21 protein-coding genes are annotated in these 22,580 nt (G+C 72.8%); 15 read left to right on the forward strand and 6 right to left on the reverse strand.

What is annotated here, in order from left to right; translation table 11 throughout:
* The first annotated feature begins 3 nt into the window (after positions 1–3).
* The 7 genes from DZA62_RS16195 (at position 4) to DZA62_RS16225 (ending at position 6,979) form a co-directional block, all read left to right on the forward strand.
* On the forward strand, positions 4–1,179 hold the full coding sequence (locus DZA62_RS16195; protein ID WP_116949949.1) for a M24 family metallopeptidase: 1,176 nt from the start codon (positions 4–6) through the stop codon (positions 1,177–1,179).
* Complete coding sequence (locus DZA62_RS16200) at positions 1,176–2,042, forward strand: alpha/beta fold hydrolase (protein WP_116949950.1); 867 nt, start codon at positions 1,176–1,178, stop codon at positions 2,040–2,042. The genes DZA62_RS16195 and DZA62_RS16200 overlap by 4 nt, the downstream gene beginning before the upstream one ends.
* On the forward strand, positions 2,035–3,063 hold the full coding sequence (locus DZA62_RS16205) for an ABC transporter ATP-binding protein (RefSeq protein ID WP_198663841.1): 1,029 nt from the start codon (positions 2,035–2,037) through the stop codon (positions 3,061–3,063). Before DZA62_RS16200 ends, DZA62_RS16205 begins: the two co-directional genes overlap by 8 nt.
* The gene (locus DZA62_RS16210; RefSeq protein WP_116949951.1) at positions 3,050–4,066 is read left to right on the forward strand and encodes an ABC transporter ATP-binding protein; all 1,017 of its coding nucleotides are present in this window, start codon (positions 3,050–3,052) and stop codon (positions 4,064–4,066) included. The genes DZA62_RS16205 and DZA62_RS16210 overlap by 14 nt, the downstream gene beginning before the upstream one ends.
* Before the next feature lie 14 nt (positions 4,067–4,080).
* The gene (locus DZA62_RS16215) at positions 4,081–5,304 is read left to right on the forward strand and encodes a dipeptidase (RefSeq protein ID WP_198663842.1); all 1,224 of its coding nucleotides are present in this window, start codon (positions 4,081–4,083) and stop codon (positions 5,302–5,304) included.
* A gap of 25 nt (positions 5,305–5,329) precedes the next feature.
* Positions 5,330–6,049 (forward strand): GntR family transcriptional regulator, encoded by a 720-nt coding sequence (locus tag DZA62_RS16220; RefSeq protein WP_116949953.1) that lies wholly within the window; start codon positions 5,330–5,332, stop codon positions 6,047–6,049.
* A gap of 81 nt (positions 6,050–6,130) precedes the next feature.
* Positions 6,131–6,979: a hypothetical protein gene (locus tag DZA62_RS16225; protein WP_116949954.1), complete on the forward strand. Its 849-nt coding sequence runs from the start codon at positions 6,131–6,133 to the stop codon at positions 6,977–6,979.
* Between the two features lie 4 nt (positions 6,980–6,983).
* On the opposite strand, the gene DZA62_RS16230 is transcribed toward DZA62_RS16225, so the two are convergent.
* From DZA62_RS16230 to DZA62_RS16245, 4 genes are all read right to left on the reverse strand, one after another.
* Complete coding sequence (locus DZA62_RS16230) at positions 6,984–8,294, reverse strand: FAD-binding oxidoreductase (RefSeq protein ID WP_116949955.1); 1,311 nt, start codon at positions 8,292–8,294, stop codon at positions 6,984–6,986.
* A gap of 41 nt (positions 8,295–8,335) precedes the next feature.
* A complete protein-coding gene (locus DZA62_RS16235; protein WP_116949956.1) occupies positions 8,336–9,457 on the reverse strand; it encodes an RNA polymerase sigma factor in 1,122 nt (373 codons plus the stop codon).
* A gap of 38 nt (positions 9,458–9,495) precedes the next feature.
* Positions 9,496–9,837, reverse strand: coding sequence for a YciI family protein (locus tag DZA62_RS16240; protein WP_116949957.1), 342 nt, complete (start codon positions 9,835–9,837; stop codon positions 9,496–9,498).
* 68 nt (positions 9,838–9,905) lie between these two features.
* The gene (locus tag DZA62_RS16245; RefSeq protein ID WP_116949958.1) at positions 9,906–11,849 is read right to left on the reverse strand and encodes a beta-galactosidase; all 1,944 of its coding nucleotides are present in this window, start codon (positions 11,847–11,849) and stop codon (positions 9,906–9,908) included.
* A gap of 78 nt (positions 11,850–11,927) precedes the next feature.
* Between DZA62_RS16245 and DZA62_RS16250 the strand changes: the two genes are divergently transcribed.
* A complete protein-coding gene (locus DZA62_RS16250; protein WP_116949959.1) occupies positions 11,928–12,935 on the forward strand; it encodes a LacI family DNA-binding transcriptional regulator in 1,008 nt (335 codons plus the stop codon).
* A gap of 6 nt (positions 12,936–12,941) precedes the next feature.
* Here the strand turns inward: DZA62_RS16250 and DZA62_RS16255 are convergent, their stop codons facing one another.
* Positions 12,942–13,931 (reverse strand): aldo/keto reductase, encoded by a 990-nt coding sequence (locus tag DZA62_RS16255; protein WP_116949960.1) that lies wholly within the window; start codon positions 13,929–13,931, stop codon positions 12,942–12,944.
* A gap of 90 nt (positions 13,932–14,021) precedes the next feature.
* Here DZA62_RS16255 and DZA62_RS16260 point away from each other — a divergent pair, with 90 nt between their 5' ends.
* The 7 genes from DZA62_RS16260 (at position 14,022) to DZA62_RS16290 (ending at position 21,720) form a co-directional block, all read left to right on the forward strand.
* Positions 14,022–15,053 carry a LacI family DNA-binding transcriptional regulator gene (locus DZA62_RS16260; RefSeq protein WP_198663843.1) on the forward strand — a complete coding sequence of 344 codons (1,032 nt, stop codon included), beginning with the start codon at positions 14,022–14,024 and terminating at the stop codon, positions 15,051–15,053.
* A gap of 265 nt (positions 15,054–15,318) precedes the next feature.
* Entirely contained in the window at positions 15,319–16,629 is a 1,311-nt protein-coding gene (locus DZA62_RS16265; RefSeq protein ID WP_116949962.1) for an ABC transporter substrate-binding protein, read from the forward strand.
* A 2-nt stretch (positions 16,630–16,631) separates the two neighbouring features.
* Positions 16,632–17,600: a carbohydrate ABC transporter permease gene (locus DZA62_RS16270; protein WP_116949963.1), complete on the forward strand. Its 969-nt coding sequence runs from the start codon at positions 16,632–16,634 to the stop codon at positions 17,598–17,600.
* Between the two features lies 1 nt (position 17,601).
* Positions 17,602–18,465, forward strand: coding sequence for a carbohydrate ABC transporter permease (locus DZA62_RS16275; RefSeq protein WP_116949964.1), 864 nt, complete (start codon positions 17,602–17,604; stop codon positions 18,463–18,465).
* Positions 18,466–18,496: 31 nt separating this feature from the next.
* Complete coding sequence (locus DZA62_RS16280; protein WP_157987712.1) at positions 18,497–19,450, forward strand: dihydrodipicolinate synthase family protein; 954 nt, start codon at positions 18,497–18,499, stop codon at positions 19,448–19,450.
* 2 nt (positions 19,451–19,452) lie between these two features.
* On the forward strand, positions 19,453–20,457 hold the full coding sequence (locus DZA62_RS16285) for an NAD(P)-dependent alcohol dehydrogenase (protein WP_116949966.1): 1,005 nt from the start codon (positions 19,453–19,455) through the stop codon (positions 20,455–20,457).
* 30 nt (positions 20,458–20,487) lie between these two features.
* Positions 20,488–21,720 (forward strand): MFS transporter, encoded by a 1,233-nt coding sequence (locus tag DZA62_RS16290; protein ID WP_116949967.1) that lies wholly within the window; start codon positions 20,488–20,490, stop codon positions 21,718–21,720.
* Here the strand turns inward: DZA62_RS16290 and DZA62_RS16295 are convergent.
* Positions 21,690–22,469, reverse strand: coding sequence for a GntR family transcriptional regulator (locus tag DZA62_RS16295; RefSeq protein WP_116949968.1), 780 nt, complete (start codon positions 22,467–22,469; stop codon positions 21,690–21,692). The two genes, DZA62_RS16290 and DZA62_RS16295, sit on opposite strands and share 31 nt — an antisense overlap.
* Positions 22,470–22,580: the final 111 nt, after the last annotated feature.

The raw sequence follows: 22,580 nt of genomic DNA on the forward strand, positions 1-22,580 counted from the left end.
CCCGTGCACCTGCCCGACTCGTTCTACCTCGGTGCCCTCGACCGCGTGGTCGAGCGGCTCGGCGCCGACGGCCACGACGGCCTGCTGGTCACCCACCCCGCCGACGTCGCCTACCTCGTCGGTTTCTGCTACGCGGTCACCGAGCGCCCGGTGTACCTGTGGATCGGCGCCGACCACGACCGGTTCGTCCTCGTCCCCGAACTGGACCGCGAGTACGCCGAGCAGCAGCGCATCCACGCCCCCGTCCAGACCTACTTCGAGTACCCCGGCGTCACCAGCCCCGAGGAGCACCTGGGGCGGCTGCTGAAGCACCGCGGCCTCGGCTCCGCCCGCATCGCCTACACGTCGTCGATCTCGGTCGGGACGTTCGACCGGCTGCGCGCGGTGCTGCCGGACGCCACCTGGGCGACGTCGAACGTCGTCGCCGGGCTGCGGCTGACCAAGGCGCCGGAGGAGATCGAGCTGCACCGGCAGGCCGCGGACATCTGCGACTCGATGCTGGCGGCCGGCCGCGCGTACATCGAGGACGCCATCGCCGCCGGCGGCGAGCTGCCGCGCGAGGGCGAGATCGCCCGGCACGTCATCGGCCACGGCACCGACCTCGTCTACCAGCGCTACGACCACGTCGTGTTCACGACCAAACTGGCCGGCGGCCTGGTCTACGCCGGGCCGAACGCCGCCAACCCGCACGGACTGCCCAGCAGCCGCCGGGTCCAGCGAGGCGACACGCTGATCCTGTCGCTCGGCGCGGCCGTGCTGAGCCGGTTCGTGGAGAGCGAGCGCACGTTCGTCATCGGCGAGCCGAGCGCGGACCAGCGCCGCTACTTCGAGACCGCGCGCACCGCGCAGCACGTCGGCACCGAGGCCATGCGCGTGGGCCGCACGTGCGCCGACGTCAACGCCGAGTGCCTCGACGTCATCCGCGACGGCGGCATGGGCGAGTACCTGCGGCACCGTCAGGGCCACGGCATCGGCGTGCAGCAGCACGAGGCGCCGTGGGTCGAGGACGGCGACCCGACCCCGCTGGCCGCCGGCATGGTGCTGTCCAGCGAGCCGGGCGTCTACGTCCCCGGGCACGGCGGCTACCGGATCTCCGACACGGTGCTTGTCACCGCCGACGGCCCCGAGCGGCTCACCACCTACCCGCGCACCCTCGAGGAGAACGTGATCCTGGCATGACGACCACTCGCACGCACACCGAGACCATCAACGGCGCGCGCCTCGTCATCGAGGAACTCGGCCCGCAGGACGCGCCCGCGATCGTCGTCCACCACGGCGCGCCGGGCCTGGGCTCGCGGGCGGAGCCGCTGCGCTCGTTCGGCCCGTTCGCCGACGCCTACCGGATCGTGACGTTCGACGCCCGCGGCTCCGGCTCGTCCTCCGACGACGGCCCGTTCAGCCACGAGCAGTGGGTGGCCGACATCGAGGAGATCCGCCTCAGGTTCGACCTCGGCGACATCGTCATGGCCGGCGGATCCTACGGCGGCTTCCTCGCGATGGAGTACACGCTGGCGCATCCCGAGCGGGTCCGGGCGCTGGTGCTGCGCGACACCGCCGCCGACACGTCGCACGACCACCTCGCCGTCGAGCGGGCCCGCGACTTCGACATCGTCCCGATCGACCCGTGGGCCATCGACCGCATCGGCACCGGCAACTTCGCCGGCAACACCGAGTTCGAGCGGTACTGGCGGGCCATCCTCCCGCTCTACGACCACCACTACGACCCCGCGGCGGTCGAGCGGAAGGCCGCGAACACCCAGTACCACTACGCCACGCACAACGCGGCGTTCGGTGTGAACATGCCGAAGTACGACCTCACGGGCCGGCTGCCGGAGATCACCTGCCCGGTGCTCGTCACCGTCGGACGGCACGACTGGCGCACGCCGGTGCCGGCGTCGGAGCTGATCGCCGGCCGCGTCGCCGACGGCCGGCTGGTCGTGTTCGAGCACTCCGGCCACTCGCCGCAGCTGGAGGAGCCGGAGCTGTTCCAGGCGACGGTGCGCGGGTTCCTGCGCGACGTGGGAGTAATGCCGCATGGCTGAGACGATGGTCGCCGCGCCGCGCAAGCCCGCCGAGGGCGCGCCGGTCCTCAGCGTGCGCGACCTGTGCGTCGAGTTCGACACCCGCGACGGCGTCCGGCCGGTGGTCCAGAGCGTCAGCCTCGACGTCTACGCGGGACGGACGCTGGCGGTGCTCGGCGAGTCCGGCTCGGGCAAGTCGGTCACCGCGCGCTCGGTCATGGGGCTGATCGATCCGCCCGGCCGCATCACCGGCGGCCAGGTGCTGTTCGAGGGCACCGACCTCGTCCAGGTCTCCGCCGAGGAGCGGCGGCTGGTCAGCGGCGAGAAGGTCGCGATCGTCTTCCAGGACGCGCTCTCCGCGCTCAACCCGGTCTTCTCCGTCGGGGAGCAGATCGCGGAGCTGCTGCGCACGCGGCGCGGCCTGAGCCGGCGCGAGGCCGCCGCCGGCGCCGTCGACCTGATGGCGCGGGTGCGCATTCCGGCGGCGAAGCGACGGGCCAAGGAGTACCCGCACCAGTTCTCCGGCGGCATGCGCCAGCGCGCGATGATCGCGATGGCGCTGGCCCTCGAGCCGACCGTCCTCATCGCCGACGAGCCGACGACGGCGCTCGACGTCACCGTCCAGGCGCAGATCATGGACCTGCTGCTGGACCTGCAGGACGAGACCGGCATGGGGATGATCCTCATCACCCACGACCTCGGCGTCGTCGCCGAGACCGCGGACACGCTGGCGGTCATGTACGCCGGGCGGATCGTCGAGCGCGGCCGCGTCGACGACGTCTTCGCCCGGCCCGCGCATCCGTACACCCGAGGCCTGCTGCACTCCATCCCGCGCCTGGATCGCGAGGAGGAGTCGCTGTGGGCGATCCCCGGCTCACCGCCCACCGTGCTCAACCGGGTGACCGGGTGCGCGTTCGCCACCCGCTGCGACGTCGCGATCGACCTGTGCACGACGTCGCGCCCGGACCTGACGGAGCTGCGCCCGGCCGGCCGGGCCAGCGCCTGCCACCGTCACGAGGAGGTGCTCCATGACCGCGTCTGAGCCGGTGCTCTCGGTCGAGAACCTGACCCGGCACTTCGCGGGTCGCCGTTCCGTCCTGCCCGGACGCCCGGCGACCGCCGTCCGCGCCGTCGACGGCGTCAGCTTCGAGCTGCATGCCGGCGAGACCCTCGGCATCGTCGGCGAGTCCGGCTGCGGCAAGTCCACGCTCGCCCGGATGATCGTCGGGCTGGAGACGCCGACGTCCGGCGCCGTACGGTTCCGCGGCACCGACGTGCACTCCGTCCGCGGCCGCCAGGCCCGCGACCTGCGCCGGCGTGTGCAGATCGTGCTGCAGGACCCGTACACGTCGCTGAACCCGCGCCGGACCGTGCGTGAACTGCTGCGCCAGCCGTTCGAGATCCACCGCGACCTGCTGCCGCGCAAGCAGCAGGCGGCGCGGGTCGCCGAGCTGGTGGAGCTGGTCGGTCTCGACCCGGACCACCTCGACCGGTACCCGTTCCAGTTCTCCGGCGGCCAGCGCCAGCGCATCGGCATCGCCCGCGCGCTCGCGCTCTCCCCCGACGTCATCGTCTGCGACGAGCCGGTGTCCGCGCTCGACGTGTCGATCCAGGCGCAGGTCGTGAACCTGTTCCAGCGGCTGCAGCGCGAGCTGGGGCTGGCGTACGTGTTCATCGCGCACGACCTGTCCGTCGTCCGGCACATCTCCGACCGCGTCGGCGTGATGTACCTCGGCAAGCTGGCCGAGCTGGGCTCGCGCCGCGACGTCTACGACAGCCCGCGGCACCCGTACACGTCGGCGCTGCTGTCCGCCGTGCCGATGCCCGACCCGAAGGTGCGGGGACGGCGCACCCGCCGGCTGCTCGAGGGCGACCCCCCGAGCCCGGTGGACCCGCCGTCGGGCTGCCGGTTCCGCACGCGCTGCTGGAAGGCGACCGACGAGTGCGCGACGGTCGAGCCGCTGCTCGCCGGCGACGACCGGCATCGTCAGGCCTTCGCCTGCCACCACCCCATGCCCAGCACGAACGGTCCCGCGACCGCATGATCACGAGGAGCACAGTGACCACGTCCCCCGCCCCCGCGTACGACGGCTACCGTGCGTACTCGTACCTCCAGGCCGGCACCGACTACCAGGACTTCCGGCTGGCCGCCGAGATCGGCCGCGTCCCCGCGTACGACGGCGGGCTGAGTGACGACGAGCAGGCCCGGGTGGCCCGGCTGCTGGCCGAGAACGTCGTGATCTCGCTGCACGAGCACGCCGTCGTCCTGCCGGAGGACGCCGACCAGATCCGCCGCTACAACCGCACCGGCCGGCAGCGCACCGCCTACGAGGGCCTGGCCCACTCCGGGCTGACCGCGGTGGTCGACAACTTCATGGCCGGCGCGTCGTGTGTCACCAGCCAGCACGGCTGGAAGTGGGACGACATGATCTACGCGCTCGGCTTCCGGCTGGCCGACCTCGCCAAGCAGGACTTCGTCGTGCACGCCACCACCGTGCAGGACATCCGCGACGCCAAGGCCGCCGGGAAGATCGCGCTGATCGCCGGGCTCGAGTGCGCCACGATGATCGAGAACGAGCTGGACCGCATCGACATGCTCTACGGGTTCGGCGTGCGGCAGCTCGGCATCGCCTACTCGCAGGCCAACCTGCTGGGCTCCGGGCTCTCCGAGCGCTCCGACGCCGGCCTGACGCACTTCGGCCGGCGCGCCGTCCAGCGGATGAACAAGCTCGGCATGGCCATCGACATCTCGCACTGCGGCGACCGCACCAGCCTCGACGTCATCGAGGCGTCGTCGGCGCCGGTGATGATCACCCACGCCGGGGCCCGCGCCGTCTGGCCGATCCCGCGGCTCAAGCCGGACGACGTCATCCGCGCCTGCGCCGAGAGCGGCGGCGTCATCGGCATCGAGGCCGCCCCGCACACCACCCTCTCCGAGGCGCACCCGGAGCACTCGCTGGAGTCCTTCATGGACCACTTCCAGTACTGCGTCGACCTCGTCGGCATCGACCACGTGACGTTCGGCCCGGACACCATGTTCGGCGACCACGTGGCGGTGCACCGGACCTACGCGGGCAACTACGCGCACAAGGACGAGGGCCGCATCGAGCACCCGCTGGTCGACTACGTCGCCGGGGTGGAGAATCCGGGCGAAAGCTTCCATAACATCACCGGCTGGCTGGTCCAGCACGGTTACTCTGATGCAGACATCGCGAAGGTGCTCGGGGGCAACACGATGAGGGTGCTGGAGACGGTGTGGCGGTCCACCGATGACGACCGATGACCTCGCACAAGGGTGGTAGTCGACCATGAGGCGGGACTCCGCGGCGCAGAGCGCCCTGTTGCGGTTGCGTCACCTCGTCGCGACCGAGTTCGCGCCGGGTGACCGCCTGCCGCCGGAGAAGGAGCTCGCCGAGGCGCTGGAGGTGTCGCGGACGACGGTGCGCGAGGCGCTGGTCGTCCTGGCCGCCGAGGACATCGTCACCCGCCAGTGGGGCGCCGGCACGTTCGTCAGCGAGCCGCCGAAGGTGGCGTCGCTGAACATGTCGTCGATCGAGTCCTACCGCGACCGCGTCGGGTCCGGCGGGCGCACCGTCACGCTCCTGGACGCGTCCTGCGAGCTGGTGCCGCCGCCGGCCCTGGCAGCGGCGGCGCTGCAGCTCGACGCCGGCGCGAAGGCGTGGCACGTGCGCCGGGTGTTCGCCGTCGACGGCGAACCGTCGGCCCTGATGGACGAGATCGTCCCGGCCCAGTTGTTCGGCCGGCCGATCGACCCCAGCGCCATGCTGCGCATCGAGACGTCGCTGTACGAGTTGCTCAACCGGCACACCCCCGGCGCCGCCGCGCACGCGTCGACGGAGCTCGAAGCGGTCTGCGTCCACGGCGCCGACGCCCGCGCGCTCGCCCTCGACGACGGCGCCCCGGCGCTGCAGGCCACCCAGACGACGTTCGCCCGCCGCGGCGAGCCGGTCGCGCACGGCGTCTCGCTCCAGCGCACCGATCTGGTCCGCATGCGCATCACCAGGTGAGCACACTTTCCCGCTACGACAGGCGCGCATCGAGCCCTGCCCATATGCTCATGCCGCCGATCTCACCGCGGGAGGATCATCGTGGCCGGACGCAGCAGGAAGAAGAAGGAGGTCGTCCGGGTCGAGTCCGCCCCGGAAGCCACGACCGAGCGCACCGCCGACCAACCCACCTGGACGCCCACGCCCGAGGCGAAACGGCAGGCCACCAAGTTCCGGCTGATCGCCGCCGGGCTCTGGTTGCTGGCCATCGCCGGCGAGGCGTTCGCCATCTTCTGGGTGCTCCGCCAGGACCCCGTCAGCATGGTCCTGCTGATCGTCATGATCGTCGTCATCGGCGCGCTCGCCATCGGCGGATCGCTGCTGTGGAAACGGGCCAACCGCCTCGACCCCGCGTCGAAGAGTGAACCGACGCGGTTCTTCGTGCAGAACCAGCTCGGCGCGATCATCACCGTCATCGCGTTCCTGCCGCTGATCGTCCTGATCTTCGCCAACAAGGACATGGACGGCAAGCAGAAGGGCATCGCCGGCGGCATCGCGGTCGCCGTCGCCGCCGTCGCGGTCTACTTCGGCATCGACTTCGACTCGCCGTCGGTCGAGCAGTACACCGAGGAGTCCAACATCGTCGAGCAGCTGACCGGTGAGGACCTCGTCTACTGGACCCGGTCGGGCTCGGTCTTCCACGTCTGCGAAGAGGTGCCCGACGTCAACCGCGAGTCCCAGGACGGCCGCATCTACGAGGGCACCGTCGCCGACGCCCACGCCGCCGGCAAGGCCCGGCTGGTCAGCTACTGGCAGCGCGAGGCGGTCAACTACTGCGGCTACACCCAGGAGCAGGTCGACGCCGTCGAGGCCGGCACCTCCGGCTCCGGCGACGACGCGACGCCCCAGGACGGCGCGACGGCGCCCGCGGAGGACGCCGCCACGCCGTAGTGGCTCAGCCGACCGGGAAGGCCTGCCGGAACAACTGGTCCGGGTCGTAGCCGGCTTTGACGGCGGCCAGCCGGCGGCTGGTCTCCGGCGGGTACAGCTCGGCCACGTCAGCAGGGTCGAGCGAGCTCATCAGGTTGCCGTAGGCGCCGCGGGTGTGCGGGGCGAGCGTCGCCCAGTAGGCGTCGAACGCCGCTCGCGCCTCCGGCGCCGGTGACAGCGCGACGGCGGACAGGAACGCTTCGCTGTCGCGGTGGGCGAACGCCGTCTCGGTGCCGCGCACCCGGGCGACCGCGCCGCCCAGCGCGCGCACCTGGCCGACCACTGGCGGGCCGCCGGCCAGCCCGGCCAGGTAGGCGTCGATCAACTCGTCGCTGAGGTCGGTCGTCAGGCGGTTCCTCGCCAGCGGCGGCGCCCCGTTCGGCGGCACCGGAGGCGGCGGGGCGAGGATCTCGCCGTACGGCCGTACCCGCAGGTCGAGGACCGAGGCCTCACCGAGCCGGAGCAACGGCTCGACGACGTCCTCGGCCGCCGCGGCGTCGCCGTGCGCCACGCAGACCCCGACCACCAGCGCGTGCGGCGCGAACCCCTCCGGCAGCAGCACGACCATCGACGTCAGCTCGTCCGGCGCCGCCCGCATGGCGTCGCGCCAGCCACGCAGGACGGCGGCCGCGTCGCCACGCGGGTAGGCGATGTGCCCGAAGTACACCTCCGGCACCGGCTGGGCGATCACCTCGAAGGCGGTGACGACGGCGAAGGCGCCACCGCCGCCGCGCAGCGCCCAGAACAGATCGGCGTTCTCGGCCGCGCTGGCCCGCAGCACGCGGCCGTCGGCGGTGACGACCTCGGCCGCGACCACGGCGTCGATGGTGAGGCCGAACCGGCGCACCATCCAGCCGATGCCGCCGCCGAGGATCAGCCCGCCGACGCCGACGTCGGTGGTGTCGCCGGACGAGACCGCCCAGCCGTGCGGGGCCAGGGCCTCGGTGACGGCGGCCCAGCGCGCCCCGGCGCCGATGCGGACCAGGCGGCGATCCGGGTCGATGACCTCGACGCCGTCGAGCGGGCCGAGGTCGAGCACGATGCCGCCGTCGTTGGTGGCGAAGCCGGGGAACCCGTGCCCGCCGCTGCGCACCGAGAGCAGGAGGTCGTGCTCGCGGGCTGCGGCGATGGCACGGCGGACGTCGTCGACGCCGCGGGCCCGCACGATCAGGGCCGGGCTGCCGTGACGCTGGTAGGTGTTGCGGTGGGTGTCGTACGCGTCGTCGCCGGGGCGGATCAGCTCGCCGTCGACGACCAGTGTGGAAACGTCGCTCATACCGGGTCGACGAACGGGCGGCCGCCGAGGGGACAGCCGGGTCAGAGTTCTTCCAGCCTGCGGGTCAGGAACCGCCGCTCCGGCGTCGTCGTGGCCAGATCGAGCGCGCGCCGGTAGGCCGCCCCGGCCTCGGCGTCGCGACCCAGCCGGCGCAGCAGCTCGCCGCGGGTGGAGTGGAAGTACAGGTAACCGTCGAGGTCGAGGCGGTCGACGGCGCTCAGCGCGGCCGCGGGGTCGCCGGCCTGGGCGAGCGCCACGGCCCGGTTCAGCTCGACCACCGGCGAGCCGGTCAGCTCGGCCAGCCGGCGGTACAGCCCGGCCACCCGCGGCCAGTCGATCCGCTCACGCGTCTGCAGCGACGCGATGGCCGCCTGCAGCACGTACGGCCCGCCGCCGCCCAGCTCGACGGCTCGGTTCAGCTCCGCGCGCCCGGCCGCCAGCAGCGTCCGGTCCCACAGCGAGCGGTCCTGGTCCTCGAGCAGCACGAGGTCGTCGCCGTCGAACCGGGCCGCCTGACGGGCCTGGTGGATCAGCATCAGCGCGACCAGCCCGTGCGCCTCAGGCTGGCCGTCCAGCAGCGCGGCCAGCACCCGGCCCAGCCGGATGGCCTCGGCACCGAGGTCGACGCGGCCGCTGTAGCCCTCGTTGTAGATCAGGTAGATGATCGCCAGCACGGCGTCGAGGCGGTCCGGCAGCAGCCGCTCGTCCGGCACCGCGAACGGGATGCCGGCGGCCTTGATCTTGGCCTTGGCCCGGGTCAGCCGGCGCTTCATCGTCTCCTCGGACACCAGGAAGGCGCGCGCGATGTCCGCGGTCTCCAGACCGCCGAGCGCGCGCAGCGTCAGCGCCACCTGAGCCTCCAGCGCCAACGCCGGGTGGCAGCAGGTGAAGATCAGCTCGAGCCGCTCGTCCTTGATCGGGGAGTCGTCGAACTCGTCCACGGCGGCCTCCGGTGCCGGCAGGAGGTGCAGCTTCTCGGCCAGCGTCCGCTCGCGGCGGATACGGTCGATCGCCCGGTTGCGCGCCGTCGTCACCAGCCACGCGGCCGGGTTGTCCGGCACGCCGGTCTCGGGCCAGCGCGCGGCGGCGACGGCGAACGCCTCCTGCGCGGCCTCCTCCGCGCGATCGAGGTCGCCGAGGTACCCGGCGAGCGAGGCCAGCACCCGGCCCCACTCGTCGCGGAAGACGTCGTCGAGCGCCGTCAGCGCAGCCCCACCAGCGGCCGCACCTCGACGACGCCGCCGTGGCGTGCCACCGGGATGGCCGCGGCCAGTTCGATGGCGTCGTCGAGGTTCGCCGCCTCGATCAGGCAGATGCCGCCGAGCACCTCTTTGGTGTCGGCGAACGGCCCGTCGGTCAGCAGCGTCCGGCCGCCGGCCACCCGGACACTGGTCGCGGTCTCGGCCGGCTGCAACTGCGCGCCGCTGACGAATCGGGGATCGTCGCGCAGGGCCTCGTACTCGGCCTTCGCCGCCGCCCGCTCGGCGTCGGACAACTCGGCCTCCTCGCCGGGCTCGGCGTAGAACATCAGGGCGTACTGCATGGAAACCTCCGAAGGCGCGCTCTCACCACTATGACGAAGCAGCGGCCCGGAATGGGACAGCGCCGCGACTACTGCTTCAGAATGCGCACCTCGCGCGGGCCGAGCACCAGCTCCTCACCCCGCCAGACCACGCGGCGGTCGTCGCCGCGGTGGTTGAGGACGAAGGTCGCGTCGCCGCGGACGATCGCCTCGACGCCGTCGGCGCAGCGGTCCAGGACGCCGTCGACGCCGGCGGCGGTGAGCAGCGCGCCGGTCACCTGGGCGAGGCCGGCCGCGTCGGGGTGGGTGGCGACGTACCAGGCGCCGCCGGTGCGGACGGCGTTGCGGGTGATGGCCGGCCAGCCGGTGACGTCGCCGGCGGCGAAGGTGGCGACGACGTCGGCGCCGTCGGCGTGGGTGTACTCGCTCCACAGGCGCCCGGTGAGCGGGCCGAGGTCGCCCTCGACCGCGATGTCCGGCGGCTCGGTGCCGGCCGGACCGGCCAGCGGCGCGAACTCCTCGACCCGCACGCCCAGCGTGGCGCCCAGCCGGCCGAGGTAGCCCGAGGCGTGGACGTGCAGTGACTCGTCGAGGATGCCGGACTGGAAGGTGACCGCCAGGGTCCCGCCCGACGCGGCGAACGCGTGCAGGCCGTCGAGGGCGGCGTCGGCGGCGGCGAAGAGGACGGGCGCCACGACCAGTTGGTAGCCGGAGAGATCGGCGCCGGGCCGGACGAAGTCGACCGTGACGGAGCGGTCCCAGAACGCGCGGTACCAGTCGGTGACGATGCCGAGGTAGTTCAGCGACGTCGGCCGCGACGGCTGCTCCAGCGCCCACCAGGCGGCCCAGTCGAACACGATCGCGACACGGGCCGGCACCGGCTGCCGCTCGACCCAGCCGAGTTCGCCGAGCTCGGCGCCGAGCGCCTCGACCTCGCGGAACACCCGGGTCTCCGGTCCGCCGTGCGGCACCATCGCGGAGTGGAAGGTCTCCGCGCCGCTGGCCGCCTGACGCCACTGGAAGTACATGATCCCGTCCGCGCCGCGGGCCAGCGCCTGCAGGGACAGCACCCGGTTGCCGCCCGGCGGCTTCGGCGCGTTGCGGGGCCGCCAGTTCACCGCGCTCGGCGCCTGCTCCATCAGCACCCAGGGCCGGCCCCCCGCCAATGACCGCATGAGGTCGCGGCCCAGCGCGGCGGTCGCCGGCGAGTCCGGGTCGGCGGGGTCCGGGTAGCTGTCGTCGGAGACGAAGTCGACCTCCTCGGCCCACCGCCAGTAGTCCAGCGGCCGGAACGGGCCCATGAAGTTGGTGGTGATCGGGACGCCCGGGCTCACCTCACGCAGGATCGCCGCCTCGGCCCGGTGCAGCTCGAGCAGCGCGTCGGAGCTGAACCGGTCGAAGTCGAGCACCTGGGTCGGGTTGAGCAGCGTCGGCGCGGCACGCGGCGGCTCGACCTCGTCGAACGTGGCGTAGCGCTGCGACCAGAAGGCCGTCCCCCACGCCGAGTTCAGCGCGTCGACAGAGCCGTAGCGCTCGCGCAGCCACTCCCGGAACGCGACACCCGCATGCTCGCCGTAGCAGCGGCTCACGTGGCAGCCGAACTCGTTGTTGACGTGCCACGCGACCAGCGCCGGGTGCGAGCCGTACCGCTCGGCCAGCGCCCGGACCAGCCGCCCGGCTAGCCGCCGATAGCTGGGCGAGTGCGGGCTGTAGTGCTGCCGGCTGCCGCCGCCGAGCCGCACGCCGTCGGCCGTCACGGGCGCGACGTCCGGGTACCCGCGCAGCACCCACGGCGGCGGCGACGCGGTGGCGGTGGCGAGGTCGACGCCGATGCCGCCGGCGTGCAGCCGGCCGAGCACGTCGTCGAGCCATTCGAACTCGAAGCGGCCGTCCTCGGGCTCCAGCTGTGCCCAGGAGAACACCCCGACGGTGGCGACGGTGACGCCCGCGCGGCGCATCAGCCGGACGTCCTCGTCCCAGACCTCGCGAGGCCACTGCTCCGGGTTGTAGTCGCCGCCGAACCAGAGCGTCATCGCCGCACTTCCCTTCGTCCCGTGAACGTTCACGGAGACGCTACGCTGGCCCTCGAACGCGGGTCAAGGGAGGGACGCATGGGCGTCGGCCGCATCACCATCGAGGACGTCGCGGCCGCGGCCGGCGTCTCCCGGCAGACCGTCACCCGGGCGATGAACGGCATGCCCGAGATCAGCGCGCGGACCCGCGAGCTGGTGCTGCGCACCGCCGCCGAGCTGGGCTACCGGCCCAGCCGGTTCGCCAGCAACCTGGCCGCCCGGCGCAAGAGCCGCTCGGTCGGGCTGGTACTCGGCTCGCTGCGCAACCCCTACTACACCGAGCTGGCCGCCGAGCTGCTCGACGTCGTCGCGCCGCGCGGCTGGCACGTCCTGATGGCCTCGCGAGAGCAGGGCGACGACGTCGAGCTGGTCGCCGCGCTGAGCGGCCAGGCCGACGCGATCGTCGGCTACTTCACCGGCGACGAGACCGCCCTGGTGACCGCGGCGCGCGGCGTCCCGTTGATCCAGGTGGAGCGGGCGGCCACCGTGCCCGGCCTGCACGCCGTCGTCCTCGACTTCGACGCCGCGATCGAGGCGCTGCTGGGCGAGTTGCGCGACCGCGGTGCGCGGCGATTCGGCCTCATCGAGTCCGGCGGGCCGCCGGGCGAGGAAGGCGCCGGCGCGTACCGGCCGACCCGCCGGCGGCGGGCGTACGAGCGGTTCGCCGACTCGGACTCCGCCGGCCGCGTCGTCGTCGCCGACGAGTCGATCAGGGGCGGCGCCGACGGCCTCGCCCGGCTCCGGGCGGCGCACCCCGGCGTCGACACCGTGCTGGTGTTCAACGACCTCATGGCCATGGGCGCCATGCAGCAGGCCCAGCTCGACGGCGTCGCCGTCCCCGGCGACCTGCGCGTCGTCGGCGTCGACGGCCTCTCGCTCGGCGCCGTCATGACGCCGCCGCTGTCGACACTGTCGATCGACCGGCGCGCGGTCGCGACCGAGGCCGCCGACATCGTCGGCACACTGCTCGACCGCGCCGAGCCGCCTCCGCACCCGCCCGTCGTCCGGACGGTGACGCCGCGGCCGCTCTGGCGCGAGTCGGCCTGACAGAGGTCAGCCGGTGAGCCGGTCGATCGCCGCCAGCTCGTCCGCCGCGAAGTCGAGCCGGCCCAGCGTCGCGTGGTTCTGCTCCAGCTGGGCCACCGAGCTGGCACCGATGATGGCCGACGCCACGGTCGGGCGGCGCAGCACCCAGGCCAGCGCCAACTGCGCCAGCGACTGCCCACGAGCGGCGGCGATGCCGGCCAGCGCCCGGGCCCGGTCCAGGTAGTCGCCACCGATGGCGGTCGCGTCGAGGAACCGGCTGGTCGCGGCCCGGGAGTCCGGCGGCACGGAGCCGTCGAGGTAGCGGTCGGTGAGCAGGCCCTGCGCCAGCGGGCTGTAGACGACGGCGCCGACACCCAGCTCGTCGAGCGTGTCGGCCAGCCCGTCCTCCAGCCGCCGGTCGAGCATCGAGTAGCGCGGCTGGTGCAGGAGCAGCGGCACGCCCAGGTCGCGCAGGATGGCGGCCGCCTGTGCGGTCTGCTCGGGCGAGTAGTTCGACACCGCGGCGTACAGCGCCTTGCCCTGCTGGACGGCGCTGGCCAGCGCGCCCATGGTCTCCTCGAGCGGCGTGTCCGGGTCGAACCGGTGCGAGTAGAAGACGTCGACGTACTCCAGGCCCATGCGGGCGAGGCTCTGGTCGAGCGAGGCGAGCAGGTACTTGCGGGAGCCGCCGTCACCGTAGGGACCCGGCCACATGTCGTACCCGGCCTTCGTCGACACGACGATCTCGTCGCGGAACGGCCGCAGGTCGGCGTGGAAGATCCGGCCGAACGACAGCTCGGCCGAGCCGTACGGCGGCCCGTAGTTGTTGGCCAGGTCGAAGTGGGTGATGCCGAGGTCGAAGGCGCGGCGGACGATGTCGCGCTGCGTGGCCGGCGCAGTGGTGTCGCCGAAGTTGTGCCACAGCCCCAGCGACAACGCGGGCAGCCGCAGGCCACTGCGTCCGGCGCGCCGGTAGGTCATCCGGTCGTAGCGGTCCTGGTCCGGGACATGGATCATGGGCTCCTACTTCGCGTCGAGGCACGGCGGGGCGATTTCGTTACCGGTCACGTTCTACCATGGGCGCACGCCTGCGGAAGGAGAGGTCCGATGAGCGGCGGCACCGGCACGGCCGACAAGCGGGGCGCGACCATCTACGACGTCGCCCGCATGGCGGGCGTCTCGCACCAGACGGTGTCGCGCTACCTCGCCGGCAAGGGCGGGCTGCGGCCCCGCAACCGCGAACGCGTCGAGGCCGCGCTCAAGGAGCTGAACTACCGGCGCAGCCACATCGCGCGGTCGCTGGCCACCAGCCGCACCTACCGGCTGGCCGCCCTCGGCTACGAGCTGTCCGGCACCGGACCAGGCAAGATGATGCAGGGCGCCAGCGAGGTGGCCCGCGCCGCCGGCTACTCGCTGGACATCATCAGCCTCGACCCGGTCAGCGACAGCGAGCTGAGCGACGCTCTGGACCTGCTGGGCAATCGCGACATCGAAGGCGTCCTCGCCACCGCGCCCACCGAGGCGCTGGACCGCGCGCTCAAGGGCCTGACCACGGACGCGCCGGTCGTCGTGGTCCGCGACGCCGACCTGCCCGAGCGCCCCTACGCCGACGGCGTCGACCCGCTCGGCGTGCACGCCCTGGTGCAGCACCTGACCACCCTCGGACACCGGCGCATCGCCCACCTCGGCGGCCCGCCGGCCTGGGTCGCCGCACGTCAGCGCATCGACGCCTACGAGCACGCGATGCACGCCGCCGGGCTCGAGCCGCTGCCCGTCGTCGCCACGGGCGACTGGTCGGCCCAGTCCGGGTACGCCGCGGCACCCGAGGTCCTGGCGCCCGGCGGCATCACCGCGGTCGTCGCGGCGAACGACCGCATGGCGCTCGGACTCATGCTCTGGCTGCACGAGCAGGGCATCGCGATCCCCCGCGACGTCAGCGTCGTCGGCTACGACGACGTACCCGAGGCCGCCTTCTTCCACCCGCCGCTCACTACCGTCCACCTGGACTTCCAGGCCATCGGAGCTGCGGCGATGCGCTCGCTGATCACGATGATCGAGCAGCCCGACGTCGACGCCCGGCCGCGCTTCCCCAGCCCCGAGCTGGTGCTGCGCGCGTCCAGCGGCCCGCCCCCTCAGTGACCGGCCGCCGCGGCGGCCGGACGTCACCAGGCATGCTCCCGCTTGACCAGGCATGCATGCCTGGTCAAGCGGGAGCACCCCTGCTCAACGTGATCATTTCGGGGCCGTCACTCGAAACGTGACCGGTAACGAATTCTGCCGGAAACCTTGCGCCGCGTCGCCGCCCTCGCCTAGCATCGCCGCCATCCCCAATCGTTACCGGTAACGATTTGACCGTCTCGACGCCGCCCCCGCCGGCGGTGCGCACAGAGAGCTGGTGTCAAAGATGACCCGATCCCGTGGCCTCGCGGCCGCCCGGCTCGTGTCCGGGCTGCTCGCGGCCTCGATGCTGGTGGTCGCCTGCTCGTCCGAGGACGACGGCGGCGAATCGGCCGGCGAGCCGATCACGCTGACCTACTGGTCGTGGGCGCCCAACATCGAGAAGATCGTCGACGTCTGGAACGAGTCGCACCCGGACATCCAGGTGCGCGTCAACACCTCCACCGGTGGCGACGAGATCGTCGCCAAGCTCACCGCCGCCAACCAGGCCGGTGACCTCCCCGACCTGTCGAACACCACGTACCAGGACCTGCCCGCGCTGATCATCGCCGACATCGCCGCCGACCTCACCGACGTGATGGGCGACCGCGAGGACGAGACCGCCGCGCCGGCCTGGACCATGACCACGTTCGACGACGTCAACTACGCGGTGCCGCAGGGCACTTCGCCGATGTTCCTCTTCTACCGCACCGACGTGTTCGCCGAGCACGGCCTGCCGGTGCCCACGACGTGGGAGCAGTACGCCCAGGTCGCTCGCGATCTGCACGCGGCCGACCCGTCCACCTACCTCGCGACCTTCCCGGCCAACGACGCGCAGCTGTTCGCCGGCCTCTCGCAGCAGGCCGGGTCGTCGTGGTGGTCGGTCGACGGCGAGGGCGGCTGGTCCGTGGACATCGACGACGACGCCAGCCGTCAGGTCGCCGACTTCTGGGAGGGACTGGTCGCCGAGGACGTCGTGTCGACCATGAAGACCTACACGCCCGAGTGGCAGGCCGCGCTCGCCGACGGCACGCTGGCCAGCCTGATCGGCGCCGTCTGGACGCCGCCGATCCTGGCGAACAACGCACCGGACACCGTCGGCTCGTGGGCCGCCGTCCCGCTGCCGCAGTGGGACCCGGCCGAGCCGGCGTCGGGCGTGCTCGGCGGCAGCGCGACCATCGTCACCACGGGCACCGACCACCCGGAGGAGGCCCGCGAGTTCGCGCTCTGGCTGAACACCTCCGACGAGGCGCTGAACGCCTACATCGAGCACGCGAGCATCTGGCCCGCCGCGCTGTCCGGCCGAGAGCTGCCGGAGCTGCAGGGCGCCACGGCGCTGATGCCGGAGCAGACTGACTTCTACCAGCTGGCCGCGGAGATCGACGAGATCACCGTCCCGGTCACCTGGGGCCCGAACGTCCCGGCGGCCTTCGACTCGTTCACCAACCACTTCAGCGCCGCGGTCACGGCCCGGTCCGGCTTCGCCGACGCGCTCGCGCAGGTGCAGTCCGACACCGTCGCCGACCTCGAACGGGCCGGCTACGAGGTGTCCGAGTAGCCGTGCCGACCACGACGTCCCGCCGGTCCTCGGCGCCCCGTCGGTCCGCGGCGTCCTCGGCGCCGCGCCGGTCCTCGGCGTCCCTGGCGCCGAGGACCGCACCGTGGCTGTTCGTCGCGCCGGCCGTGCTGCTGGCCACCGGCCTGATCGCGCTGCCGCTGGTCTACACGCTGTGGCTGAGCCTGCGCGGCACCCAGGTCAGCGGCTCCGGGCTCGGCGTGCGCCGCGAGGTCTTCGTCGGCCTGGACAACTACGCCGACGTGCTCGGCGACTCGGCGCTGCTGGCCGGGCTGGGCCGGATGCTGGTCTACGCGCTGATCACGGTGCCGGTGACGATGGTCCTCGCGCTGGTGTTCGCGCTGCTGCTCGACAACGTGACCACCCGGCTGAAGCGGTTCTCCCGCATCGCGATCTTCGTGCCGTACGCCGTGCCCGGTGTCATCGCGGCGCTGATGTGGGGGTTCATGTACCTGCCGGGGGTGAGCCCGTTCACCGACGCGGCCGGCGCGCTCGGGCTGCCCGAGCCGTCGTTCCTGGGCCCGCTCTCGGTCTACTTCTCGGTCGCCAACGTCTCGGTGTGGGGAGCGGTGGGCTTCAACATGATCATCCTCTACACGTCGCTGCGCGGGCTGCCGCAGGAGATCTACGACGCGGCGCGCATCGACGGCTGCTCCGAGGTGCAGCTGGCGCTGCGGGTCAAGGTGCCGCTGATCGTGCCCGGCCTGGTCATGACCGGCCTGTTCACGATCATCGGCGCGCTGCAGGTGTTCAACGAGCCGAACACGTTGCTGACGCTGACGACGTCGATCAGCACCGACTGGGTGCCGATGATGCAGGTGTACCGCGACGCGTTCGTCACCAACGACCTGTTCTCGGCCGCCGCGTCGTCGATGGTCATCACCGGCATCACGCTGGTCGCGTCCCTCGGGCTGCTCCGCGTGCTGCAGCGCCGTGCGTTCGGGGAGGGCTGAGATGGCCGCTGCGACATCCGTGGCGACCGCGAAGCGCGGCGCCTTCTGGCCGACGTTCGTCCTGCTGGCCGGGGCCGCGTACTGCCTGCTCCCGGTGGTCTGGCTGGTCACGGCATCGACGAAGAACGCCGGCGAGCTGTTCACGACGTTCTCGCTGTGGCCCAGCTTCTCCGGCGGCCTCACCAGCAACCTGGAGCAGCTGGCGTCGATCCGCGGCGGCGCGTTCTGGACCTGGTGCCTCAACAGCCTGATCTTCGCCGGCGGCGGCGCCGTGCTGGCCACGGCGGTCTCGGCGCTGGCCGGGTACGGACTGGCGAAGTACCGGTTCCGCGGCCGGCAGCTGGTGTTCAACTTCCTGCTGATCGGCGTGCTGATCCCGGGCGTGATCCTGGCCATCCCGCAGTACCTGCTGCTGTCGAAGATCGGCATGGCCGGCACCTACTGGTCGGTGCTGCTGCCCAGCATCATCAGCCCGTTCAGCATCTACCTCTGCCGCATCTACGCCACCGCCGTGGTGCCGGACGAGGTGCTGGAGGCGGGCCGGCTCGACGGCGCGAGCGAGTGGCGGATCTTCCGCTCGGTGGCGCTGGCACCGATGGTGCCCGGGCTGATCACCGTGTTCCTGCTGCAGTTCGTCGGCATCTGGAACAACTTCCTGCTGCCGTTCATCATGCTCTCGCGCACCGAGATGTTCCCGCTCACCGTCGGCTTCTACTCGCTGATGAGCCAGGGCAACGACCAGGTCAACGTGTACAACGTCGTGATCACCGGCTGCCTGGTCTCCGTGCTCCCCCTGCTCGCGCTCTTCCTGTCCCTCCAGCGCTACTGGCGGCTGGATCTGGTCTCCGGCGCGCTCAAGGGCTGAGCCGCCACCCCTCCCGACGATGAGGAGTTCCATGCACGACACAGCTTCGGCGACGCTTCCCCGCGGCGCCTGGCCGGTGATGCTGACCCCGTTCCACGACGACCGCTCCGTCGACTGGGAGCAGGTCGACGCGATGACCGACTGGCTGGTGGACGGGGGCGCGGCGGGCATCTTCACGGTCGCGCTCTCCGGCGAGATGTACGACCTCACCGAGGACGAGCGCCGCGCCCTGGCCCGCCGGGTGGTGGACCGGGCCGCCGGTCGCGTGCCGGTCGTGGCCTCGGCCGTCGCCAGCGGTCCGGTGCAGGCGCAGAGCGACTCGGTGAAGGCGATGGCCGACACCGGCGTCGACGCCGTCGTGCTCATCTCGTCGCTGGTCGCCGGCCCGGCCGACACCGAGGAGCGCTGGCGCGACACCGTCGCGACGATCCTCGACGCCAACCCGGGCGTCGACTTCGGGATCTACGAGTGCCCGCTGCCGTACAAGCGGCTGTGCCCGCTGCCGACGGTCCAGTGGCTGGCGCAGACCGGGCGGTTCGTGTTCTTCAAGGACACCAGCCACTCGACCGACGTCATGCGCGAGCGGCTGGAGGTCATGTCCGGCACCCGGATGGGCCTGTACAACGCGCAGATCTCGTCGCTGACGGCGTCACTGCGGCTCGGCGCGGCCGGGCTCAGCGGCTACGCGGCCAGCATCTACCCGGAGCTGGTGGCGTGGCTGTGCGAGCACGTCGGCGACGCTCCCGAGGGCGACGTGCTCGCCGTCCAGCGGCTGCTCACCGTCGCCGAGCACGCGATCAACAGCCGCTATCCGGCGTCGGCGAAGTACCTGCTCGCGCACAGCTCCCGGTTGCGGATCCGGCCGATCAGCCGGTGGCGGCCGAGCGACATCAGCGACCATGAGGGCCGGCCGCTGATCGACCTGGCCGAGTACATCGACAGCCTCGGACTGGCCTCCGGCGCCCGCGCCGAGGGCGGGCGGTGACGATGCGGGCCGCGGTCCTGCTCGAGCCGCGGCGGCTGGCCGTCGTGGAACGGCCGGTGCCGCGGCCCGGTCCGCACGACGTGCTGGTGCGGCTCACCGCGGTCGGGCTGTGCGGCTCGGACGTGCATTTCTACGAACACGGGCGGGTCGGCGACCTCGTCGTCACCGAGCCGCTGGTGCTCGGACACGAGGCCGCGGGCGTCGTCGCCGCCGTCGGTGACGCCGTCGACGCGGCGCGTGTCGGGCAGCGCGTCGCCGTCGAGCCGCAGCGCCCGTGCCGGCGCTGCCGGTACTGCCTGACCGGCGCGTACAACCGGTGCCGGAGCATGGAGTTCTGCTCCGCGCCCCCGGTCGACGGGGCGTTCGCCGAGTACCTGGTGGTGCCGGCCGACTTCGCCCACCCGATCCCGGACCCGATGTCCGATGCGGCCGCCGCCCTGCTCGAACCGCTGTGCGTCGGCATCGCAGCCGTGCGCAAGGCCGGCGTGACAGCAGGATCGACGGTTCTGGTGGCCGGCGCCGGCCCGATCGGGATCCTGACCGCGGCCGCGGCCCGCGCGTTCGGCGCCACCGCCGTCGTCGTCGCCGACCCGCTGGCCGAGCGCCGCGCCGTCGCGGCCCGGCACGGCGCCACCCGGACGATCGACCCGGCCACCGACCGGCTCGCCGACGAGGCGGTGGACGCGTTCGTCGACGCCTCCGGCGCGCCGGCGGCCATCGATGCCGGCCTGCACGCGCTGAAGGCGGGCGGTGCCGCCGTCCTGGTCGGCATGGGCGCGCCGCGCATCGACCTCGACCTGTTCCTGGTGCAGAGCCGCGAGCTGCGCCTGGAGGGCCTGTTCCGCTACGTCGACACCTGGCCGGCCGCGATCGCCCTGGTCGGGGCCGGCATGGTCGAGTTGGACTCGCTGGTCAGCGACACCTTCGGCCTGGACGGGCTGGACGAGGCGATGCGCCGCAACGGCGACGCCGACGTCGTGAAGCTCGTCATCGACCCCCGCCGCTGACCACACCTCGCGGTACGAGACCGTAGGTCGGTGCGCCACGCCGACAGGGCCGACGGCCGCCGGGCCGCCGGCCGGGTCGTGGTCGTCGCCGCCATTCTGCTGATCGCGCTCGACCTGCGCAGCGGCATCGCCGCCGTCCCGCCACTGCTCACCGAGATCCGGACCGACCTGGGCATGTCGGCGGCCGCGGCCGGTCTGGTCACCGCGATCCCGGTGCTCTGCTTCGCACTGCTCGCACCGGCGGTGACGCTGGCCGGACGGCGGGTCGGCGTCGACGCGGTCGTGCTGGCCGGTTGCCTCCTCGTCTGCGCGGGCTCGCTGCTACGCGTCCTCGACGGGACCGCCGTGCTGCTCGCGGGCACCGTCCTCGTCGGCGCGGGCATCACCACCGGCAACGTCCTGGTGCCGGTGGTGGTCCGGCGCGACGTCCCGCACCGCACCGGCCCGGTGACCGGCCTCTACATCGCGACCATGTCCGGCGGCGCCATGCTGGCGGCCGCGGCCGCGGTGCCGTTCGCCGACGCGTGGGGCTGGCGGCCGGCCGTCGCCGTGTGGGCGGCGCCGGCGCTGGTCGCCGCCGCCGTGTGGGCGGTGCGGGGGCGGCGTCCGGCGCCCGCCCTGATCGGCCCCACTCCGGCCGCCGGGGACGACGACAGCCCGCTGCGGCTGCGCGGCTCGCCGGTCGCCTGGGGCATGGCGCTGTTCCTCGGCGCCCAGGCGGCCGCGTACTACACGATGACGACCTGGCTGCCGACCCTGCTGACCGACGAGGCGGGTGTCTCGGCCGGGACCGCCGGCGCGGCGATGTCCGCGTTCCAGGCGCTCGGCATCGCCGGCTCCCTGACGGTGCCGCTGCTGGCGGCGGCACCGCACCGGCGTGGGTGGCTGGCCCTGCTGGTCGCGGCCGGGTGGCTGGTGACGTCGGCCGGCCTGCTGCTGTGGCCGGAGGCCTGGCCGGTCTGGATCGCGACCGGCGGCCTCGCGCAGGGCGGCGGCATCGGGCTGGCCATGGCCCTGATCGCACTCGGCGCCACCGACGTCGCCACCACCCGGCGGCTGTCGGGCATGGTCCAGGGCATCGGCTACCTGATCGCCGCGGCGGCGCCGGTGGGCATCGGCGCCGCCTACCAGGCCACCGGCGGCTGGACCCTCCCGCTGCTCGTGCTGGTGGCCGCCTCGTTCGTCATGGCCGGCGCGGGCTGGACCGGCGGACGCGAACTGCGTCGCGGGACCTACGCCGGACCATCCGGATCGACCGGGTAGGCGCTGGCGGTGACGTAGAGGGCGTCGGGGCGGAAGACCAGGCGGCCGAGGGCGATGATGCGCTCGTCGTCGCCGAACAGCCGGCAGTACACCACCAGCAGCGGCGCGCCGGGCGCGACCTCGAGCTCGGCGGCCAGCTCACCCGTGGCGGCGATGGCGGTGACGGCGTGGTCGCTTCGCGCCAGCGGAATGTGTTCGACGTCGCGGAAGAACGTGGTGACGCCGTCTGTCAGCGAGTTGATGCGCACCTCGTGGCCGTTCAGCGTGGCCGGCAGCGTGTGCTCGACCAGCGCCGTGGCACCGCCGTCGACCTCGTAGGACCGGCTGACCCGGAACACCGGTGCTCCGGCGGCGAGGCCCAGCAGCGGGCCACTCTCGTCGTCGGCGGCCTCGCGGTGCACGCTGACCCTGCGCACCGTGTGCGCCGAGCTGGCGCCACCGAGGACGCTCGACACCGAGCGGATGTGGTCGATCGGGTAGGCGATGGCGCGGTCGAGCGTGAAGCGCTGTGGCGCCGTGATCAGCGTGCCGACCCGCCGGCGGCGCTCGATCTCGCCGGCCGCCTCGAGCGTGGCCAGCGCCTCGCGCAGCGTGCCGCGTGACGTCCCGAGCTGTTCGCTCAGCTCCTTCTCGGGCGGCAGGCGATCACCTCCACGTGCGCGCTCCTCGGCGATCAGGGCGCGCAGTCTCGACGTGACGGTGTCGACACGCGGCCGCCGAACCGCGTCGGACGTGCTCGGAAGAGTCATCGAACCAAGATCCTCTCATCAATGGTTCGACCATATAACCACGATCGATCCGCACACAAGCCCATTGCTGCGGCTTGACGCCCAGATCAAGGCGGCGTAAAAAGGTCCACA

The organism is Jiangella endophytica (assembly GCF_003427025.1).
Taxonomy (GTDB): domain Bacteria; phylum Actinomycetota; class Actinomycetes; order Jiangellales; family Jiangellaceae; genus Jiangella; species Jiangella endophytica.

Excerpts from the sequence above, each read along its gene's own strand:
- DZA62_RS16200 (WP_116949950.1), top strand. The coding sequence starts at position 1,176 with ATGACGACCACTCGCACGCACACCGAGACCATCAACGGCGCGCGCCTC.
- DZA62_RS16205 (WP_198663841.1), top strand. The coding sequence starts at position 2,035 with ATGGCTGAGACGATGGTCGCCGCGCCGCGCAAGCCCGCCGAGGGCGCG.
- DZA62_RS16210 (WP_116949951.1), top strand. The coding sequence starts at position 3,050 with ATGACCGCGTCTGAGCCGGTGCTCTCGGTCGAGAACCTGACCCGGCAC.
- DZA62_RS16220 (WP_116949953.1), top strand. The coding sequence starts at position 5,330 with ATGAGGCGGGACTCCGCGGCGCAGAGCGCCCTGTTGCGGTTGCGTCAC.
- DZA62_RS16230 (WP_116949955.1), bottom strand. The coding sequence starts at position 8,294 with ATGAGCGACGTTTCCACACTGGTCGTCGACGGCGAGCTGATCCGCCCC.
- DZA62_RS16240 (WP_116949957.1), bottom strand. The coding sequence starts at position 9,837 with ATGCAGTACGCCCTGATGTTCTACGCCGAGCCCGGCGAGGAGGCCGAG.
- DZA62_RS16245 (WP_116949958.1), bottom strand. The coding sequence starts at position 11,849 with ATGACGCTCTGGTTCGGCGGCGACTACAACCCGGAGCAGTGGCCTCGC.
- DZA62_RS16250 (WP_116949959.1), top strand. The coding sequence starts at position 11,928 with ATGGGCGTCGGCCGCATCACCATCGAGGACGTCGCGGCCGCGGCCGGC.
- DZA62_RS16255 (WP_116949960.1), bottom strand. The coding sequence starts at position 13,931 with ATGATCCATGTCCCGGACCAGGACCGCTACGACCGGATGACCTACCGG.
- DZA62_RS16260 (WP_198663843.1), top strand. The coding sequence starts at position 14,022 with ATGAGCGGCGGCACCGGCACGGCCGACAAGCGGGGCGCGACCATCTAC.
- DZA62_RS16265 (WP_116949962.1), top strand. The coding sequence starts at position 15,319 with ATGACCCGATCCCGTGGCCTCGCGGCCGCCCGGCTCGTGTCCGGGCTG.
- DZA62_RS16275 (WP_116949964.1), top strand. The coding sequence starts at position 17,602 with ATGGCCGCTGCGACATCCGTGGCGACCGCGAAGCGCGGCGCCTTCTGG.
- DZA62_RS16280 (WP_157987712.1), top strand. The coding sequence starts at position 18,497 with ATGCACGACACAGCTTCGGCGACGCTTCCCCGCGGCGCCTGGCCGGTG.
- DZA62_RS16285 (WP_116949966.1), top strand. The coding sequence starts at position 19,453 with ATGCGGGCCGCGGTCCTGCTCGAGCCGCGGCGGCTGGCCGTCGTGGAA.
- DZA62_RS16295 (WP_116949968.1), bottom strand. The coding sequence starts at position 22,469 with ATGACTCTTCCGAGCACGTCCGACGCGGTTCGGCGGCCGCGTGTCGAC.